General features: G+C 49.6%; 21 protein-coding genes and 1 other RNA gene. 11 read left to right on the top strand and 11 right to left on the bottom strand.

Annotated elements, in window-relative coordinates; translation table 11 throughout:
- Window positions 1-65: 65 nt before the first annotated feature.
- The 5 genes from XMA127_RS09870 to hemC are packed head-to-tail and all read right to left on the bottom strand — an operon-like array spanning window position 66 to window position 4,698.
- Window positions 66-566 carry a TIGR00645 family protein gene (locus tag XMA127_RS09870; RefSeq protein WP_173481764.1) on the bottom strand — a complete coding sequence of 167 codons (501 nt, stop codon included), beginning with the start codon at window positions 564-566 and terminating at the stop codon, window positions 66-68.
- Window positions 567-576: 10 nt separating this feature from the next.
- Entirely contained in the window at window positions 577-1,806 is a 1,230-nt protein-coding gene (locus XMA127_RS09865; protein WP_173481765.1) for a heme biosynthesis HemY N-terminal domain-containing protein, read from the bottom strand.
- On the bottom strand, window positions 1,806-3,005 hold the full coding sequence (locus XMA127_RS09860) for a uroporphyrinogen-III C-methyltransferase (protein WP_173482548.1): 1,200 nt from the start codon (window positions 3,003-3,005) through the stop codon (window positions 1,806-1,808). The genes XMA127_RS09865 and XMA127_RS09860 overlap by 1 nt, the downstream gene beginning before the upstream one ends.
- Window positions 3,006-3,017: 12 nt before the next feature.
- On the bottom strand, window positions 3,018-3,782 hold the full coding sequence (locus tag XMA127_RS09855; protein ID WP_173481767.1) for a uroporphyrinogen-III synthase: 765 nt from the start codon (window positions 3,780-3,782) through the stop codon (window positions 3,018-3,020).
- Window positions 3,766-4,698, bottom strand: a complete 933-nt coding sequence (gene hemC, locus XMA127_RS09850) for a hydroxymethylbilane synthase (RefSeq protein ID WP_173481768.1) — start codon at window positions 4,696-4,698, stop codon at window positions 3,766-3,768. The genes XMA127_RS09855 and hemC overlap by 17 nt, the downstream gene beginning before the upstream one ends.
- Window positions 4,699-4,863: 165 nt before the next feature.
- Here hemC and argH point away from each other — a divergent pair, with 165 nt between their 5' ends.
- A complete protein-coding gene (gene argH, locus XMA127_RS09845; protein WP_173481769.1) occupies window positions 4,864-6,261 on the top strand; it encodes an argininosuccinate lyase in 1,398 nt (465 codons plus the stop codon).
- A 61-nt stretch (window positions 6,262-6,322) separates the two neighbouring features.
- Here argH and XMA127_RS09840 read toward each other — a convergent pair whose 3' ends face one another.
- Window positions 6,323-6,835, bottom strand: a complete 513-nt coding sequence (locus XMA127_RS09840) for a glycine cleavage system protein R (protein ID WP_173482547.1) — start codon at window positions 6,833-6,835, stop codon at window positions 6,323-6,325.
- A 93-nt stretch (window positions 6,836-6,928) separates the two neighbouring features.
- On the opposite strand from XMA127_RS09840, the gene XMA127_RS09835 reads away from it, so the two are divergent.
- Window positions 6,929-7,846 (top strand): AEC family transporter, encoded by a 918-nt coding sequence (locus XMA127_RS09835; protein ID WP_173482546.1) that lies wholly within the window; start codon window positions 6,929-6,931, stop codon window positions 7,844-7,846.
- Window positions 7,847-8,043: 197 nt separating this feature from the next.
- On the opposite strand, the gene XMA127_RS09830 is transcribed toward XMA127_RS09835, so the two are convergent.
- The 4 genes from XMA127_RS09830 to XMA127_RS09815 form a co-directional block, all read right to left on the bottom strand.
- The gene (locus XMA127_RS09830) at window positions 8,044-8,637 is read right to left on the bottom strand and encodes a 5-formyltetrahydrofolate cyclo-ligase (protein ID WP_173482545.1); all 594 of its coding nucleotides are present in this window, start codon (window positions 8,635-8,637) and stop codon (window positions 8,044-8,046) included.
- Between the two features lie 5 nt (window positions 8,638-8,642).
- A non-coding RNA gene (gene ssrS, locus XMA127_RS09825) (6S RNA) lies at window positions 8,643-8,821 on the bottom strand.
- Between the two features lie 51 nt (window positions 8,822-8,872).
- Window positions 8,873-9,154: a cell division protein ZapA gene (locus tag XMA127_RS09820; RefSeq protein WP_173482544.1), complete on the bottom strand. Its 282-nt coding sequence runs from the start codon at window positions 9,152-9,154 to the stop codon at window positions 8,873-8,875.
- Window positions 9,151-9,360: a TIGR02449 family protein gene (locus XMA127_RS09815; RefSeq protein WP_173482543.1), complete on the bottom strand. Its 210-nt coding sequence runs from the start codon at window positions 9,358-9,360 to the stop codon at window positions 9,151-9,153. Before XMA127_RS09815 ends, XMA127_RS09820 begins: the two co-directional genes overlap by 4 nt.
- Before the next feature lie 187 nt (window positions 9,361-9,547).
- On the opposite strand from XMA127_RS09815, the gene XMA127_RS09810 reads away from it, so the two are divergent.
- The 8 genes from XMA127_RS09810 (at window position 9,548) to XMA127_RS09775 (ending at window position 17,390) form a co-directional block, all read left to right on the top strand.
- Window positions 9,548-10,111 (top strand): UPF0149 family protein, encoded by a 564-nt coding sequence (locus tag XMA127_RS09810; protein ID WP_173481775.1) that lies wholly within the window; start codon window positions 9,548-9,550, stop codon window positions 10,109-10,111.
- Window positions 10,111-11,424, top strand: coding sequence for a Xaa-Pro aminopeptidase (gene pepP / locus XMA127_RS09805; RefSeq protein ID WP_173482542.1), 1,314 nt, complete (start codon window positions 10,111-10,113; stop codon window positions 11,422-11,424). The genes XMA127_RS09810 and pepP overlap by 1 nt, the downstream gene beginning before the upstream one ends.
- Entirely contained in the window at window positions 11,417-12,673 is a 1,257-nt protein-coding gene (gene ubiH, locus XMA127_RS09800; protein WP_371731530.1) for a 2-octaprenyl-6-methoxyphenyl hydroxylase, read from the top strand. The genes pepP and ubiH overlap by 8 nt, the downstream gene beginning before the upstream one ends.
- Complete coding sequence (locus tag XMA127_RS09795; RefSeq protein ID WP_173482541.1) at window positions 12,666-13,958, top strand: UbiH/UbiF/VisC/COQ6 family ubiquinone biosynthesis hydroxylase; 1,293 nt, start codon at window positions 12,666-12,668, stop codon at window positions 13,956-13,958. Before ubiH ends, XMA127_RS09795 begins: the two co-directional genes overlap by 8 nt.
- 82 nt (window positions 13,959-14,040) lie before the next feature.
- Entirely contained in the window at window positions 14,041-15,144 is a 1,104-nt protein-coding gene (gcvT, locus tag XMA127_RS09790) for a glycine cleavage system aminomethyltransferase GcvT (protein WP_173482540.1), read from the top strand.
- 19 nt (window positions 15,145-15,163) lie between these two features.
- Window positions 15,164-15,553 (top strand): glycine cleavage system protein GcvH, encoded by a 390-nt coding sequence (gene gcvH / locus XMA127_RS09785; RefSeq protein WP_173481779.1) that lies wholly within the window; start codon window positions 15,164-15,166, stop codon window positions 15,551-15,553.
- A 77-nt stretch (window positions 15,554-15,630) separates the two neighbouring features.
- Window positions 15,631-16,827: a class I SAM-dependent rRNA methyltransferase gene (locus XMA127_RS09780; RefSeq protein WP_173482539.1), complete on the top strand. Its 1,197-nt coding sequence runs from the start codon at window positions 15,631-15,633 to the stop codon at window positions 16,825-16,827.
- 146 nt (window positions 16,828-16,973) lie between these two features.
- Window positions 16,974-17,390: a CBS domain-containing protein gene (locus tag XMA127_RS09775; RefSeq protein WP_173481781.1), complete on the top strand. Its 417-nt coding sequence runs from the start codon at window positions 16,974-16,976 to the stop codon at window positions 17,388-17,390.
- 15 nt (window positions 17,391-17,405) lie between these two features.
- Here the strand turns inward: XMA127_RS09775 and XMA127_RS09770 are convergent, their stop codons facing one another.
- Complete coding sequence (locus XMA127_RS09770; protein WP_173481815.1) at window positions 17,406-18,065, bottom strand: HAD family phosphatase; 660 nt, start codon at window positions 18,063-18,065, stop codon at window positions 17,406-17,408.
- Window positions 18,066-18,205: 140 nt separating this feature from the next.
- Between XMA127_RS09770 and rppH the strand changes: the two genes are divergently transcribed.
- Window positions 18,206-18,691: an RNA pyrophosphohydrolase gene (gene rppH, locus XMA127_RS09765; RefSeq protein ID WP_173481782.1), complete on the top strand. Its 486-nt coding sequence runs from the start codon at window positions 18,206-18,208 to the stop codon at window positions 18,689-18,691.
- The last annotated feature ends 11 nt before the right edge of the window (window positions 18,692-18,702 follow it).

Raw genomic sequence — 18,702 nt, 5'->3', positions numbered from 1 at the left:
GGGTCTAGCTAATTGAATTGTGCGGATTCTATCACTACTGATCGAATTTTGCTCGATCAGCTCTCTCATTTAGGGCTTTTGCGGGTGATCTTATCAAGCATGCCCATTGCCACTGCTGAGATAACAAAGGTTAGATGAATGACAACGTACCAGAGCAGTTTATCGTTATCGATGTTGCTCGCATTCATAAAGACCTTAAGTAAGTGGATTGAAGAGATGGCAACAATGGAGGCGGCGACTTTGTTCTTCAGAGAGTTGGTATCGAGTGTGCCAAGCCATTCGAGCTTTTCTGTCGATTCACGAATATCGAGGCGCGAGACAAAGTTTTCATAGCTGGTAAACATGACCATGACGATCAATCCCGAGACTAACGCGATATCAATAAGAGAGAGAATGATCAAAATGAGATCAGCCTCTGGTAGAACCGTCACATCGGTCAGGACGTGTATCACTTCTTGGAAAAACTTAATGGCCAATGCGACCAGGGCTAAGCTAAGTCCTAAGTAAATGGGCGCTAAAATCCAGCGAGTTGAATACATCAAGCGCTCAATAAAACGTTCAGCCACGGTGCAATCCTTAATGAGTTAAATGGTGTCGTGTCGTGCGATCCGCTTCCGACGGAGTTGGCAGTTGAAGCGGTGCGTTCTTGGAACTCAACAGTTGAGCCGCTTCGCGCTGTTCACCCAGCTGTAGGTAGAGCTCGGTTAGTTCGATCAACGTCTGTGCCTGATGGTTGAGTTCGAGTGATTTTCTGTAGTGCGTTAACGCGGCTCCCCATAACTGAGCGCGACGAGATAGACGTGCCAGAACCAGTTCTACCGCCGCATTGTCAGGCTGCTGTTTTAACCAGCCTTTAGCCGTTTTGATCATGGAATCTGGATCATCACAGGGCAGTTCGCTGAAGCGAACCGCTAGATCGTTATCCCAGTGTTTAGCTAACCACTTAATGATCTGCGAGCAGGCATCTGCTGTTTCGTTTAGGGCGGTTAGCTGGCCAATGTAAGCGCGGCGAACTTCTGGATCTTGTTGTGCTTCGTAACTCAGATCTTCCCAACACTGATCTAGCGCAGTACGAGACGTCTCTTCTAGATTGTTCAATTTAGAGAGAGCGGCTGTGCGTCTTAAAGTTTGTATGTCGCTGCTGTTTAAAACCTTGCGCTTTTGCAGGCTCGGTAGCATTGGCAGTAGCGCGTTCCAATCGCGTTTCGCACTCAGCAACGCCGCTTTTTCACGATCTACAGCGGTTGAGTTTGAGCGCTCTTTTGCAAGTCTGCTGAGCAGTTCGCCAGCCCTCTCATGGTGACCTGATTTAACGTCAAAACGTACCTGCTCGAGTTGAAGGCGTAACTCTGACTCAGGTGACTCTTTAGCCGCTTTGATAAGAATGCGGTGCGCCTCTTTTTCATCCCCTTGCTCTGCCGCGCATCGAGCCGCTTCTAAATAGAATAGGGCAGGAGTTCGACTGAGTTCTGCAGCTTGGATAAACAGGCGGCGAGCTTTCCATAGGTCACCATCCAGTTCCGCTTCCAGCGCTTGATTGGATTTTGTGCCGGCTTTTCTATCACCGCGCGCTTCGCTCCAGCGGCGGAGCTTCTCGGCAGGTGAGCGCCAATTCGAGAATAGATTGAATAGCCAGTGGGTCAATGTGAACAGCAGAACCACCGCGATCAGAAGCACCCACAGACTGGTCTCAATGGAGACCTGTTGGTAGGCAATCAAGACATATCCACTGTCTTTCATCATGGCCTGCCCGACCCAAGCACCTACTAATAGCAGGAGTGAGAGTAGGATTAAAAAGCGTCTCATTACTCTGCCTCCCTGCGCAGGTTAGCCATCTCTTTTTGATGCTGCTGCAGAGCCTTCAATGATCCCGAGATGTCCGGAATCGTTGGCGACACATTCAAGGTTGTCAGTTCCGCTAGGGATTGGATTAGAACACTGGTTGTGTAGTTATCCTTATCAAAGTACTGCATCAACAGAGACTGCGCGCGTGACAAGCTGGTTGTGAATATAGACTGCTGTTGACGTAATAGCGCCAGTTGCGCCTGTTCTAACAACATCTGGATATTTTGGCGAAGGTAGTGACCTTGATCCGGTGATAGGATCGGCTCTACTGGTTGATCGTGTCGTTGAATAACGATCAGTGACTCAAGTTTGCTGATCGCTTTGGCAAAACCGCTGGTGATGTTCTGCTGTGTCTCGGCATCAACCTGTTCAGTAATAACATTGTCGATCAGCTCAGGCAGTTGGCGTTGTTGCTCTAAGGTGAGTGTGGGTAAGTCTTTACTACGCTCAATCAGTGCTGCAACTCGAAGGTAGGTACCTTCTATGTCCAAATTGGGTACTGATTCGAGTTTCGAGATATCACTGGCAAGGCTTTGGCGCAGTGGGTATAGGCTGACATCATCCAGCTCTTTAAGAATGGTGTCGGTACTGCGCAAGAGGGCCAGTGCACCTTCGGCGCGGTTCTCCATCAAGATGCGTTGGTTCGCTAAGCGTAATAGATACTCAGCCTCAGCTAGGCGCCAGTCACTCTCTGATCGTTCACGACCGGCTTCGACCTGTTTGATGGCATCACTTAGGCGTTCTTGTAGAGTGGCGATTTCGGCCGTTTGTGCCACTTTTTCTGCTTGGATCTGTTGGAAGCTCTCAGTCAGCTCGGCAACTGCTGCATTGGCATCATTGACCGCTGCAGTGGCTTCCAGCTGTTGAGCGGCACTGCGCTGATTAAAGCGCTCTTCGAGTTGGGTGAGTTTTTGCTGGGCCAGGTAACCGCCAGCACCCACCGCCCCAAGAGCAACCAGACTGATGATCGTAGCTAGGATTGCTGACGCGCTTTTTTTGGCTGGGCCAGTCTCTTTTACATCTGAGGTCTCTTTCAATTCGGAGCTATCTTCAGCCTGATCGCTGGCCGTCTCTTCTACCTTTGACTCTACAACTTCAGCTTCGAGAATCTCGGCATCTTCTACTTGATCGATTTGATTCTCTTTATCGGAGTGACTCATCGCTCTATTCCTTTATTGAAATCGCTGCTCTAAGGCCGCGATCATGGCACTGTCATCAGCACCGTCTGCGACTGTGATATCGGTAAAACCTAAGGTATTTCCCAGATCGGCAACACGCTGACTGGGAACAAAAATGGGTGTATCGGCAAACATGCCCCACTCATCGGCAAGCTTCGCTAAATGCTCTAACGCTTCGCCACTACTAATGAGTATAGCGCCTGGTGCCTGTTTAAAACATTCTGAAAGTTCAGCGTCACTGTATTCAGGCATTTGACGTTGATAGAGACTGATCGTTTCGACCTTTGCACCACGCTCGGCTAAGGTCTCTTCTAGGAGTGTTCTACCGCCTACGCCTTTGAATATTAGGATTCGTTCTCCTAAAGGTTGGGCAAATGCAGGCAGTGTTAACAGGGCTTCTGAATCGAGTCCTTCATTAGTGGCGGCATGAATCTCATAACTGGCCAGTTCATCAGACGTCCCTTTGCCGATGGCGTGCCACTGCACCCCAATAGGCAGTTGAGGCCAGAGTTGATCGAGTAGGTCAATGGCAATTCTGGCCGCATTTCGGCTGACAACGATGACGTGTTGATAGAGGTCGAGATCCAGTAGTTTGCTTTGCAGACCAGGGGTGGATGGGTTCTCTAGATCTTCAGGAATGATCTCTAGAAGCGGCAGTGGAATAGGCGTAAAGCCTCTCTCTTTCAGGGCAGACGTTAGCGCGCCCTGCATGGCTGCCGGGCGCGTGGTTAGTACGCTGGGTTTAGCCGCGCTCGGCATACACCTGCTCTAGAATCTCACCGGCACCTGCTGCAAGGAGCTTTTCAGCTAACTCAATTCCCAAGGCTTCGGCACTCTCTTTGTGACCGCGAATCTCATCGCGCAATACCAGTGTGCCATCAGGGCGACCGACTAGGCCGCGTAACCAGAGTTGATCGCCTTCCAGTTCGGCATAGCAACCGATTGGAACCTGACAGCCGCCCTCAAGGCGTTTGTTCATGGCGCGTTCGGCAATAACACGAGCAGCCGTTTCGTCGTGGTTCAGTGGTGCTAACAGAGCCTGAGTCTCTAGATCATCCATTCGACACTCGATGCCGACTGCGCCTTGGCCACCGGCGGGAAGACTCTCGGTAGAGTCGATTTGATGTTTAATGCGATCTTTCAGCTCAAGGCGAATCAGTCCGGCTGATGCTAGGATAATGGCGTCATATTCACCGGCATCGAGTTTTCCAAGGCGGGTTTGAACATTGCCACGCAAGGTTTTGATCTCTAAATCAGGACGGCGTTCACGCAGTTGCACCTCGCGACGAAGCGATGAGGTACCCACCACAGCCCCCTGCGGCAGTTCATCAAAATGGTTGTAAGTGTTGCTGACAAACGCATCGGTGGGTGTTTCGCGCTCACAGATGACAGACAATCCTAGACCTTCTGGAAACTCCATCGGTACATCTTTCATAGAATGCACGGCGATATCGGCACGCCCTTCCAGCATGGAGACTTCTAACTCTTTAACAAACAGGCCTTTACCACCGATTTTAGCGAGAGGGGTATCCAAAATCTTATCGCCGCGGGTCACCATAGTAACTAGCTCAACGTTAAGATCGGAATGTAGCTCTTCAAGACGGGCTTTTACGAATTCTGCTTGCCATAAAGCGAGTAAGCTTTGGCGAGTCGCAATGCGGAGTGTGCGTGACATGAAACTTCCAAATAGAGATCTTTTTTTCGAATTTTCTAAGTGTATCAGATGTCTCTACTAAATTGAGCGTCCGGACGGGTTATTAGATCGGCTGAGAGTGCTATAATCGCGCCACTATTTTATGCGGTGTCATCCACCGAGACAGTTTCAAGAGAGGTAAATGAGATGAGTGATCAAACGAACCAGCAGTGGGGTGGTCGTTTTAGTGAGGCAACCGATGCGTTTGTGGCTCGATTCACAGCCTCTGTTGATTTTGATCAGCGTCTCTATCGCCAAGACATTCAGGGCTCTATTGCGCATGCACGCATGCTGACCAAAGTGGGTGTTCTGACTGAAGATGAGCGCGATGCAATCATTAAAGGTCTGGGTGAGATTCGCATTGAGATTGAACGTGGTGAGTTCGAATGGTCTGTTGCACTGGAAGATGTGCACATGAACATTGAAGCGGCACTGACTAAGAAGATTGGCATTACCGGTAAAAAGCTGCATACCGGACGTTCGCGTAACGACCAAGTAGCGACCGATATCCGCCTCTACATGCGTGATGAGATTGACCAGATACTGTCTGAAATCACGCGTCTGCAAGCGGGTCTTTTGGATCTGGCTGAGCGCAATGCTGACACAATCATGCCTGGCTTCACTCACCTGCAAACGGCACAACCTGTTACCTTTGGTCACCACCTGTTGGCCTGGTACGAGATGCTTTGTCGTGATTACGAGCGTTTTGCGGATTGTCGTAAGCGTGTCAATGTGATGCCACTCGGTGCCGCGGCTTTGGCCGGTACGACCTACCCAATCGATCGTCACTACACTGCAGAGCTTCTAGATTTTACGATGCCAGCTCGCAACTCATTAGATGCTGTGTCAGATCGTGATTTCGCGATTGAATTCTGTGCTGCTTCAAGCGTGTTGCTGATGCACATGACTCGTATGTCAGAAGAGTTGGTGCTTTGGACCTCTGCACAGTTCAACTTTATCAATCTTCCAGATCGCTTCTGCACCGGCTCTTCAATCATGCCACAGAAGAAGAACCCAGACGTGCCTGAGCTGGTACGTGGTAAATCGGGCCGTGTTTACGGACATCTGATGTCGTTGCTGACGTTGATGAAGTCACAACCGCTGGCGTACAACAAAGACAACCAAGAGGATAAAGAGCCTTTGTTTGATGCTGTCGATACGGTTCAAGGCTGTCTGCGCGCGTTTGGTGATATGGTGCCTGCGATTGAGGCTCGTCCTGAAGAGATGCGCGAAGCGGCTCGCCGTGGTTTCTCTACCGCAACGGACTTGGCTGACTACCTAGTGCGTGCAGGTGTTGCCTTTCGTGATGCCCATGAAATCGTTGGGCTGTCGGTGGCTTATGGTATTAAAACAGGCAAAGATCTATCCGATATGACTCTTGAAGAGCTACGTCAGTTCTCAGATCAGATTCATGAAGATGTCTTCGAAGTGCTAACCCTCGAGGGCTCGGTGGCCGCTCGTGACCATATTGGCGGTACGGCACCTAACCAAGTTCGATTGGCGGTTGCGGCGGGTCGAAACGAGTTGGCGCAACGCGCTGAGTAATATTCGGCTATCCTAAGCAAAAAAAACTGCCAACGGGCAGTTTTTTGGTTTTAGGGGCTCGTTATGCAAAGGTGATGTCGACCATCAGATCGGATGCGATCTCCTCAAGAGCTGCTTGTACGCTGTCTAAATCAACACTTTTCGGTACTTGCAGTTCACCTTTGGCTTTAAACAACAGCTCAGATGACATTGAGCCGGGTGTCAGTTCGGTTTCTAAACTGGCGACGTTAACGCCCAGTAGCGACAAGGTATTAGAGATGTCACGAACGATACCCTGTTTGTCATGTCCAACCAGATCAAGCGTCACGGTTTCATACTCGGTTGCACTCTCTTGACTGTTGCTGACTTCACAAGAGACGCGAATGCCTTGCTCTTTTAGGTCATCTAATGCGCGAGTTAAACCGTCCAAGTTTGCGGCAGGTACATCAGCCACTACAACGCCCGCGAATTTACCCGCCAGTTGCGATAGACTGGATTCAGACCAGTTGCCTTGGTGCTCTGAGATGGCTGCAGAGATAAGGTTTACCAATCCTGGTTTATCATCAGCAATAAAGCTGAGCACTAAAGATTTCATTGTTGTCGCTCCACAGATAGGATGCTCTAAAGCATGATCGTTACTAGGTTTGACTCAAAGACTAGCACTTTGTTTGGCAAGAGTGCATAACTGATGGATATTTTTGCGGCCCTCTGGCCTGTCTTCGCACTTCTGTTGTTAGGTGTGTTGATCAATCGGATCCAGTTCGTTGATCACAACTTTTGGAACGGCGCAGAGAAGATTATCTACTATCTCTGCTTCCCGGCTCTGCTAGTGACACGGCTGGCCGCGGCTGACTTTAATGGCAGTGAATCTCTGGTGTTGATTGAAGCGGTGCTGCTACTTTTAGCGCTAGGCTCGCTGTTTTTACTCGCATTGCAGAGGCTTTTCAGATTCAGTGCGGCTTCGTTTACTTCGGTTTACCAAGGCGGACTGCGTTTTAACACCTACATCACACTGGCTATTGCTGCGAGCCTGATTCCCGGTAAGGGGTTAGTGATTGCGGCGATCATCGCCTCCGTCATGATCCCTCTGCTCAATCTACTCTGTGTGTTGGTGTTTGCCCTCTACAGCGATAAACGCCCCTCTGTTTTAACTGTGTTGAAACAGATACTGAGTAATCCCCTGATTCTTGCCTGTCTGCTGGGTTTGGCGCTGAACCTCTCTAAGTTGGGCATACCTTCTCTTGTTACACCGGTGTTGGAACTGTTGGCTCAGGTTGCCTTACCGCTAGGTCTGTTGGCGGTGGGTGCGGGGATCAATTTAAAGGCGATGCGATCTTCAGGGTTACCGCTGATGATGGGCGTTGCTGCTCGATTAATCGTTATGCCTCTACTGGCAGTGGCGGTTGGTGCGATGCTTCAACTCTCATCAGAGTCGCTGCTGATTTTTATGGTGTTTGCGTCGGTACCAACGGCTTCAGCGGCCTATATTCTTGCAAAACAGCTGAATGGAGATGCACCCTTAGTTGCAAATATTCTCTCTGCACAGACTCTGTTATCGATGCTGACATTGCCGGTGGCGCTATCCTTGCCGAGCCTGATTTTGTGAATTGATATTAATTTTGAAATTTTTTTGAACTTATTTTGAACTTTTTTCTGATGCTGAGGTCTTACTTAATAAGCCTCCTAGTTTCAGTTCAAAATATGAAAATGAAACAATCTCCAGACCTATTACTGCTACTCACGGTTACCTTAGTAACCGGAGTTGCAGTGACCGGGTTGATCCAATCGATCTAATCTCACTCTTTAAGCAATATAGCGTCCCTTGTCAGTCGCAATGCCGTGCATTGGAACGTCCCAAGGTTGTATCGGTAGCTTCTCAACCTTTTGCAGGTCGTGTGCCACGCCAATGAGTTTAGGGCCGTGCATGAACCCTTTTTTCTGTGTGAATTCGAAGGTTCGATCGTAGTAACCGCCCCCCATGCCCATGCGTCCACCTTGCTGATCAAATGCAACCAGCGGCATCAGTACTAGATCCACTGCCCAGGCAGGAGAGTGTGAGCGCTTTAATTTTGGCTCCCAAATCTTGTAGCGATTTTGGTTCATTGAGGTGTTGGGTTGATATTGAGTAAACCAGAGTCGATTGTGTCGAACCGGATGCAGTACCGGCAGGTAGACCGATTTCTTAAGTTTCCAACACAACTTGATGAGCGGTTGAAGATCGATTTCACCATCGTTAGCTAGGTAAACGGCAATGCGTTTAGCGCGATGAAAGTAGGGGGCTTTTCTTAGTTGGTGAACTAATGAGAGTGCAGCACGCTTCTGCTGTTTACTGGAGAGCGCACGACGTGCTCGACGTTTCTCAAGACGAATGGTTTTTCTATCTTCGATACTGAGCATAGAGAAAAGACCCCAGGATGCCGGTGGTGTTCTTGGCCCTGAACCCGAAGGTTCAGAGTGGATACGAGTATAGATATATTAGGCTTTCCGCACGCGGACATGCTCACAATACCTATTCCCCGCATCCGGGAAAATGATTATCGGCTCGAGGGACTTGAACAACTGTCGAACATCCCAGGGTTGAGTTAATTATAACCCTATGAAGCCGCTATTAAAGGGTTTAAGACCGGAAAAACTATGAAAATTTTGCAAGCGTCGCGTCGATCTTATCGATCAACTGCTTGGATTCATCGTTTGAGCTCGCTTCGGCTTTTGATGAGTTCAAATTGTCATAACTCAGGTTGAGAGCCGCCATCACTGCGATACGTTCCATGCCCAGTAGTTTGCCACTGCTAGAGATCTCACGCATTTTCTCGTCCAAGTTTTCTGCTGCAGCAATAAGGCCTGCCTCAGCACCGGCTGGGCAGCTAAGTGTGTACTCTTTATCAAGAAGGGCAACGGTCAGTGTGTTACTCATGAGCTTTTCTCCAAAACACGAAGGCGATTTAGCATCGATTCAACACGACTACGGGTGCCCTCATGTATTTTGAGTAGCTGAGCACGCTCCTCTTTCAACTTCAGGTTCTGTGTCTGTAAGTGACGATTCTGCTCATCCAACTTTTGTACCAACTCGATCAATTGATCCACTTTGGTGGCGAGCGTTGATGGGTTTACTTCTGACATTGACTGCCTCGAACGTTTTGAATTCCGACCATATTAGCAGGCAGTTGCATTGGGTCAATGTTCTGCATAGCTCCAAAGGCCGCAAAGTGCTAGGATCATCCCCAATAAATGCTCTTGAAAGCGGTCGTCTTAAACGCCCTCTGAATAGCATCTGAACCTTTATTTCTACCGTAATAAGTGAGAGTCGATGAGCGCGCCAGATTTTGATCAACTAGCCAATTTAATGATTGAAGAGGGGGCTATCGCCTTTTCACCCTCTGAGTTACATGGCGCGATCGTTGGGCAGCTCACCGCCGCTAAACGTTTTGATAAAGCGAGTCTTGAGGCGTTTTGTGTCACTCAAATGGATATCACTCGTATCGCTCTTGAGAGCAGCAGCGAAAAGTTGATGGCACTCTACACCCAGATTTTAGAACAGCTGGAATCATCCGCTTTTGAGTTGGCCATTTTACTACCGGATGATGAGCAACCTCTGGCTGAGCGTGCAGAGCAGTTAGGCCTTTGGGTGACTGGGTTCCTAGCAGGTTTTGGCATGGCGATTGGCGATCAAGGGCAACATCTCTCTAATGATGCGCAAGATGGTCTTAAAGATCTGGTGCAAATTGCGCAAATTGAGGCGGACGGCCAGGCCGAAGAGGACGAGAATCTCCTGATGGAGGTGGAAGAGTACGTTCGTATGGCTGCCATGCTGCTATTTAGTGAATGTAATAAAGCGGAGTCTACTGAGTCTGATAAACCGGTAATGCACTGATGAAAATTGATCTCTCAATCTACAAAGAGCGTCGAGCTAAACTGCTCTCTGAGTTACCTGACAATTCGGTCATGATTATCGCTGCGGCCTCTTTGGTCAGCCGCAACGCCGACGCTGAGTTTCCGTTTAGGCAGTCGAGTGATTTCTACTACCTTACGGGATTTAATGAACCGGATGGTTTGTTGCTGCTTAAGCCAAGTTCAGATCAGCCGGTGGTACTCTTCTGTCAGCCACGTGATCCTGAAATGGAGATCTGGACTGGTTACCGAGCAGGTCCAGAGGGTTGCATTGAGACCTTTGGCGCGGATGCTGCATACAATCTTTCAGAGATTGATCAACAGCTTCCCAGCCTAATCGATGGCGTTGATCAGCTGTTCTACCCGTTAGCACGCGATGCTGCATTGGACTCCCGGGTAAAAGGTTGGATTCAGGATCTGGCTAAACGTGTTCGAGCGGGCGCTGAAGTTCCCAAGGCTTTGAGTGATTCAGATCCTATTTTGCATGAGATGCGTCTGTTTAAATCCGATGCTGAGATCGCCATCATGCAGCGAGCGGCCGATATCTCTGCAGAGGCTCATGTTAAAGCGATGCAGCAGTGCCGGGTTGGCATGAATGAGTACCAACTGGAAGCGATTATTCAGAGACACTGCATGGCTGAGGGTGCTCGTTTTCAAGCTTACACGCCTATTGTGGCGGCAGGGAAAAATGCCTGTATTCTTCACTATATCGACAACGATCAGCCCATTAATGAGGGTGATCTCATTCTGATAGATGCAGGTTGTGAATTGGATAACTATGCCAGTGACATTACCCGGACTTTCCCTGCTAACGGCCAGTTCAGCGAAGAGCAGCGTGCCATCTATCAGTTGGTCTTAGACGCCAACAAAGCCTGCATTGACGCGGTCAAACCGGGTTGTAATTGGGACTCTCTGCATCAGTTGTCTGTCGAAATATTGACTAAAGGGTTGGTTGAGCTCGGTTTGCTGTCGGGTGAGGTGGATCAGTTAATTGAATCGGGCGCTTATCGTCGATTCTATATGCACCGCATTGGGCACTGGTTAGGTATGGATGTTCATGATGTTGGCTCCTACCGTGTCGAGGGTGAGTGGCGAGAGCTTTCGCCTGGCATTGTTACGACCATTGAGCCGGGTCTCTACATCGCCCCCGATGATCACACCGTCGAAGAGCGCTGGCGCGGCATCGGTGTTCGCATCGAAGATGATGTTTTGGTAACAGAAGAGGGTGCGCGAGTTTTAACCTCTGCAGTACCCAAAGAGATTGATGAGATAGAGGCATTGATGCGCCGTGCATGAATCGCAGTTTGATCTAATCATTTGTGGTGGTGGCATGGTGGGCGCCAGTTTAGTCGCTGCGTTAACACCTTCTGCCAAATCCTTAGGTCTTAAGATCGCTCTTGTTGAGCAGAGCCCTATGCAGGCTAAGCCCAATCCTCAGTTTCAGCCCAGCTTTGATGCACGCTCTACCGCATTGGCTTATGGATCCCGAACCGCCTTTGAGTCTATGGGTGTGTGGGAGCTTCTCTATGAACACCTGACTCCCATCGATCGGATCCATGTTTCTGACCGAGGACGCTGGGGTCAAACGACCATGAGTGCTGAGCAGGAGCGCGTCGACGCACTGGGCTATGTTGTCGAGAACCACTGGTTAGGTCAGGTGTTAATGAGCTCGGTACTGGCCGCGCGCGATCAGGTCGAACTCTATTCGCCGGCAACCGTTGAATCGGTTGAGTGGGTGGAGGGTCAGCGTCATGTAGTGATAGATCAAGATGGTGAGTCGATAACCTTAACAGCACCACTGGTGGTCATGGCGGATGGTGGACGTTCTGAGCTGAGACAACGTATGGGTATTGAGTATCGCCAGACCCCCTATCATCAGCATGCATTGATTGCCAACGTCGAAATTGATCGCCCTCATGATGGCATCGCCTATGAACGTTTTACCGAAAATGGCCCCATTGCACTGCTTCCGATCGAGGATCACGAAGGGCGCCATCGAATGGGGTTGGTGTGGACGCTGTCTGACGATCAGGTCAATTCCCGCATGGGGCAGATCGATCAGCAATTTTTGGCCGATCTTCAACAAGCCTTTGGATATCGTGCCGGTCGCTTGATTGGAGTGGGTGAGCGATTCTCCTACCCACTGCATTTAACCTTGGCTGATGAGCAGGTTCGACGTGGTTTGGTGGTTCTTGGTAATGCCGCTCATGCTCTGCACCCCATTGCAGGTCAGGGGTTCAACCTAGCCTTGCGCGGTGTTTGTGAGTTAGCGGAGCGGATTATTCTGGCCAAGCAAGCGGGCCAAGATATTGGTGCATTAGCCATGTTGGAGGAGTTCATTGACGGGCGCCGAAAAGATCAAAGTCGTACGATCGGGTTTGGCGACTCTGCATTGAAAATCTTTAGCTCTACTAATCCTGCCCTCCGTTTGGGTCGAAGCTTGGCATTGCAAACCCTCGACTTGATTCCATCGGCGCGCACTCTATTGGCGAGGGCTGCGATGGGTTTGGATACTCCTGCAGCGAGGTTAAAGTCCAATGACTGATAAAAATGCTATTCGCTCAGTGGACGTTGCCATTGCTGGCGCAGGTATGACTGGCTTGGCTGCTGCGATTCAACTGGCGGATCTTGGTTTGAAGGTTGAGGTGTTGGATCAGTTTGGTATGGATCTGTCGACCATTGATGATCAGGCTGCTCAACTCATGCAGGGGGCTTTTGATTCTCGTGTGAGTGCTCTCACACTGGCCTCTGTCGAGTTACTGAAATCCTTGGGGGCTTGGTCGCATATTCTTAGCTGGCGAGCAGAACCCTATGAGAAAATGCATGTCTGGGACGGTGAAACGCGTGGCGAGGTCGATTTTGACTGTTTTGATATTCACGAGAAGCAGTTGGGCTTTATCGTAGAGAATCGCCTGGTTGTTTTAGGTCTATTAAAAGCGGCACTTGACCGTGCAAATCTTAAGCTCAATTTCGCCTCACGTATTAAAACACTGGGGCGATTCCAAGAGTCTAGTCGACTCATAGAGCTCGAAGATGGTGATCTTTTATCTGCACAGCTTGTGGTAGGTGCTGACGGTGCCCACTCAAATACACGTAAGCAGTTGGGTCTGGCTACTCATGAGTGGGACTATGGTCAGCACGCTGTCGTCGCAACGCTTGAGATGACTCGGCCTCATCAACACACCTGTTGGCAGCGGTTTACAGAGGATGGCCCTCTTGCACTGCTCCCTCTTAAGACCGCAAGCGCTCATCATGTCTCGTTGGTCTGGTCGACCTCGCCTAAACATGCAGCAGAACTATTAGAGATGGATCAGGATGCCTTTTGTGCAGCCGTCAGCTTTGGTTCGCGTGATGTGTTGGGCCGAGTGGCGTCGGCAACTGGTATTCAAAAGGTTCCGTTAAGACAGCGTCACGCCAAGCACTATGCTGTTGAGGGAGGAGTACTGATCGGCGATGCTGCACACACGATCCACCCGCTTGCAGGGCAGGGTGTCAATTTAGGTTTTTTGGACAGCGCTGCGCTCAACGACGTGATTGCTCAGGCACAGATGCGTCGTGAGCCGATCGGTGATGCGAAGGTGTTAAAGCGTTATGAGCGTTCAAGGCAGATGAGTAACCTGCGCATGAGCGCGGTGATGGAAGGGTTTAGGCGTCTATTTGCTCCACAACCAGCTCCGATCGAATGGGCGCGCAGTGTTGGTATGCGTCTTTTCAATCGCGTTGAGCCAATTAAGCAGCACATTATGTCAGAAGCGATGGGCCTTTCCGGCGATCTACCGACTCGGATGCGACGAGCAGCGTCGGCAAGCGTTGATCAAAGATTGAACTAAACCCATTTTAGGGTAAACTTCTTGTCCCTTTTTGAAACTCCGCAGAGAGGCGGAGTTTATTGATTGAATAACAGGACTGTAAATGGGACACAAAACTCCACTCTATGAGTTGCACGCATCAATGGGCGGTAAGCTTGTCGATTTCGGCGGTTGGGATATGCCATTGCACTATGGTTCTCAGCTAGAAGAGCACAATATCGTGCGCCAAGATGCAGGTATGTTCGATGTGTCGCACATGACCATTGTTGACGTATCAGGTCAGGAATCACGTAAGTATCTTCAATATCTTGTGGCTAATGATGTCGCGCGTTTAGAAGTTAAAGGTAAGGCGCTCTATACAGCCATGCTCAATGAGCAGGGCGGCATTATCGATGATCTTATTATCTACTTGATGACTGATAAGAGCTCTTCTAACGAGTGGTACCGCTTGGTGGTTAACTGTGCGACGCGTGAGAAAGATTTGGCCTGGATGGCGGATCGAGCGATCGGTTTTGATGTGACGTTAAATGAGCAACCTGAGTTGGCCATGGTCGCTGTGCAGGGTCCTAAGGCGCGTGCAAAAGTCGCTGCGCTTCTTGGTGGATCGCGTGAGCAGGCCATTAACGAACTATCGGTCTTCCAAGGGTTTGAGTCGGAAGGGTGGTTTATTGCCCGCACCGGTTATACCGGCGAAGATGGCCTTGAGATCATGGTGCCTGATGATGAAGTTGCTCAGTTTTGGTCTGCACTGGCTGAAGCGGGTGTCGCACCTTGTGGCTTAGGTGCGCGTGATACGCTTCGCCTGGAGGCGGGTATGAATCTATACGGCAGCGATATGACCGATTCTGTGACTCCGTTAGAGTCCGGCATTGCATGGTCGGTGGCGTTTGAACCATCTGATCGACAGTTTGTCGGTCGTGAGGTTCTTGATCAGCAAAAAGCGAATGGCGGCTACGATAAGTTAGTGGGCTTGGTGCTTGAAACAAGAGGTGTCTTAAGAGGGCATCAGCGTGTTATTGTTGACGGTGTTGGTGAGGGTGAAATTACCAGTGGTACATTCTCCCCAACCTTAGGCTTCTCGGTCGCTCTGGCTCGAGTGCCTGCCGGTACTGGTGCTGCTGCGAAAGTTGAAATGCGTGGAAAAGAGATCGACGTTCGAGTCGTCCGTCCGCCTTTCGTCCGCAACGGCAAAAAAGTTTTTGAATAATCAGATCAGGTGATAAAAGATGAGTAACGTTCCTGGCGAATTGAAGTATGTAAGCAGCCACGAGTGGATCCGTGTTGAGGGTGATGGCACTGTAACGATTGGTGTTACAGACCACGCGCAAGAAGCACTGGGCGATGTGGTATTTGTTGAGTTGCCTGACATCGATGCAGAGGTGTCTGCTGGTGATGACGCAGGTGTGGTTGAGTCTGTAAAAGCAGCATCTGATATCTATGCACCGGTTAGCGGTGTTGTCGTTGCGGTTAACGATGATCTTGAAGATGCACCAGAGATGGTTAACAGCGACCCTTATGGTGATGGCTGGTTCTTCAAACTTAAACTGACTGATGAGAGTGAATTGGATGACCTTCTAAGCGCTGACGAATACTCAGCTGCTTGCGAAGAAGAGTAATCTGATCTGACTAAAACCCCGGTTGGCTTGAAAGTTTCAATGCCAACCGGGGTATTTTTATTTTTGGTAATCGCTAGATGAAAGCAAAATCTTTAGTTCTACAGCAGGGTGCAGATCGCCGTCTTCGTGGCGGACACGTCTGGATCTACAGTAATGAGGTGGACAATAAAGCCTCACCCCTGAAAAATTTTGAGGTGGGAGAGCAGGTCCAGGTTGTAGATTCCCAAGGTCGCCCAAGAGGCAGTGCGATTATCAACCCCAATACCTTGATCTGTGGTCGTCTGTTTAGTCGTGATCCAGAGCAAGAGCTCGATCGCTCGCTGATTGTGCACCGTCTCAACATCGCACTGTCTTTGCGCGAGATGAGTTTTGATCAGCCCTGCTACCGCTTAGTGTATGGCGATTCGGACGGTCTACCTGGCCTAGTGATCGATCGATACTACGATATCTTTGTGATACAGATTTCGACGGCAGGGATGGAGAAGGTTCAGCATCATGTGATTGATGCCTTGAACAAGGTCTTTATGCCGGCCGCCATTGTGTTGCGTAATGACGGTAAGTTCCGTGAAACCGAAGGTCTTGAGGCCTACGTTGAGGTGGTTCAAGGTGAAGTCGGCGATCTGTCACCACTGTCTGAAAATGGCGTTAACCTAGTTGCACCCCTGTTGACGGGGCAAAAAACAGGTTGGTTCTACGATCACCGTGAAAACCGAGCACGTATGCAGACGATGGTGAAGGGTAAAAAGGTCCTTGATCTGTTCAGTTATGTGGGTGGCTGGGGTGCTCAAGCACTGGCTGCCGGCGCGTCTGAAGTGGCCTGTGTTGATGCGTCTGCAGGCGCACTGGAAGTGGCTGAAGAGAATGCGCGTCTACAAAATGCTCTGCCGAAATTTAGAGCTCTGCAAGGCGATGCCTTCGATATCTGTAAAACACTGGTAGCTGATAAAGAGCGCTTTGATGTGGTGATCGTCGATCCACCTGCCTTTATTATGCGCAAAAAAGACATTCGTAATGGTGAGCGTGCTTATGCACGTATCAACAACTTTGCGATGCGTCTGCTGAAGCGTGGTGGTGTGTTGGTATCGGCATCATGCTCAATGCACCTGCAGACAGACCGTCTAGTCGATACGCTACGGACCAACAGTCGTGAGCTGGATCGTCAGGGGCAAATTTTCGCACAGGGCTATCAGGGAGCGGATCACCCTATTCACCCAGCGATTCCTGAAACTGAGTATCTGAAAGCTTATTTCATGCGCTTATTGGCGAATGAGTGATCAGAATTTATGGAAGAGAAAAACGGAGCCCTAGCTCCGTTTTTTTGTGCCAGATCATTTGATTGATTATCTCTTAAGTCTGAGTGTGGAAAAAATTGGATTTTGAACCATAATGAAAGTGTGACTCTAATCAATAGGAGAGAGTAATGTTTTCCCAGAAACTGGTTTCAGATCTAATGGATGCTTCGGTCGTGCCTCTGCAAGAGTCTGCCTCTTTGGAGGTGGCGGTTGCCCACCTTGTTGATTCTAACTACCCGGGTCTGCCCGTTGTTAACACTGAGGGCAAAATTTCAGGATTCTTGTCAGAGCATGACTGCCTGCGCTACCTCATCTCAAGTAGCTACTATCTTGATGATCGCACCTGTGTCAGCGATATCATGTATCGCCAACCACTGACGGTCTCTCCTAAAGAGACGCTGTTGCAGCTGGCTGAGCGCATGGAAGGTGGTAAGCCTAAGGTTTACCCAGTCTGTGAAGAGGGTAAGTTGCTTGGAATAGTAACCCGTAAAAATGTGATGCGTGCACTTAATGACACGCTGGCGAATACCAAAAAATCCGCTTAAAACAGTTGCGTAGGATTAGCGGCGAAGATCAAGGATCGGCCAGCCGCGCTGCTGAGCTTCAGCTGTTAGTCGTTCGTCTGGGTTAACGGCTACGGCGCGTTCTACCTGCTCAAGCAGAGGTAGATCGTTGATTGAATCGCTGTAGAAGTGGCTGCCAGAGAGGTTGGCGTTGTGCTCTTTGAGCCACTCGTTGAGTCGGGTAACTTTGCCAGATTGGAAGCAGGGTGTGCCCGCTATTTTTCCTGTGTATGCACCATTGAGCTGTTCTGGCTCAGTGGCAAGAAACTCATCTACCTCTAAGCGTTTAGCAATGGGTCCTGTGACAAAGCTGTTGGTCGCGGTGATGATCATCAGCCTATCTCCCGCGGCGCGGTGTGTTGCTAAGAGCTCTTCAGCCTTAGGCAGGATGATCGGCTCAATAACCTCGGACATGAATTCGTTGTGCCACTGATCTAGTTGAGCTTTGCTGTGCTCTGTCAGTGGTTTTAACGCAAACTCGAGAAATTCGTTGATATCCATCGTACCCGCTTTGTACTGTTCAAAAAAGCGATCATTTGCGGCTCGGTAGGCGGTCTCATCAACAATGCCTTTTTGACACAAAAACTCCCCCCATGCGTGATCACTGTCGCCGTTGAGTAGGGTGTTATCCAGATCAAAAATAGCCAAGGGTTTCATAAGGTTCTCGTGTTTAGGATTCGCTGCAGAGAATACGGGTGTCTGAGCTGACTGGCAAGACACTGTGAATAGTCTATTTCTTAAAAGTTGGTACTGTGGAACAATAGGACCATAAGTTAAAGTTTTTTAAGGAAAACAAAGTGATCGATTCAGATGGGTTTAGACCGAATGTAGGTATCATTTTGGTTAACTCGCTGGGTCAAGTTCTGTGGGCGCGTCGTTGTGGTCAAGATGCGTGGCAGTTTCCACAAGGTGGAATCAATGCGGATGAGACCGCTGAACAAGCCATGTATCGTGAACTCCATGAAGAGATCGGCCTAACGAAAAAGGATGTGGAGATCCTCGGCGTTACCCGTGGTTGGTTAAGGTATCGTCTGCCAAAACGCATGATTCGTCGTAATCAGTTTCCACTCTGTATAGGTCAAAAACAGAAGTGGTTTATGTTGCGCATGTTGAGTCGTGACGAGGCAGTGAAAATCGACTGTTCGGACACCCCAGAATTTGATGGTTGGCGATGGGTGAGTTATTGGTACCCAGTAGGGCAAGTCGTCTCATTTAAAAAAGAGGTTTATCGTAAAGCGATGCGGGAGTTATCTCCTCGTTTGACACGTATCGTTAAACGCTAGACACACAATGT

Source organism: Marinobacterium sp. xm-a-127 (assembly GCF_013283425.1).
In the GTDB taxonomy this organism is placed as follows: domain Bacteria; phylum Pseudomonadota; class Gammaproteobacteria; order Pseudomonadales; family Balneatricaceae; genus Marinobacterium_E.
This window is presented reverse-complemented; position numbering and strand designations above follow the sequence as displayed.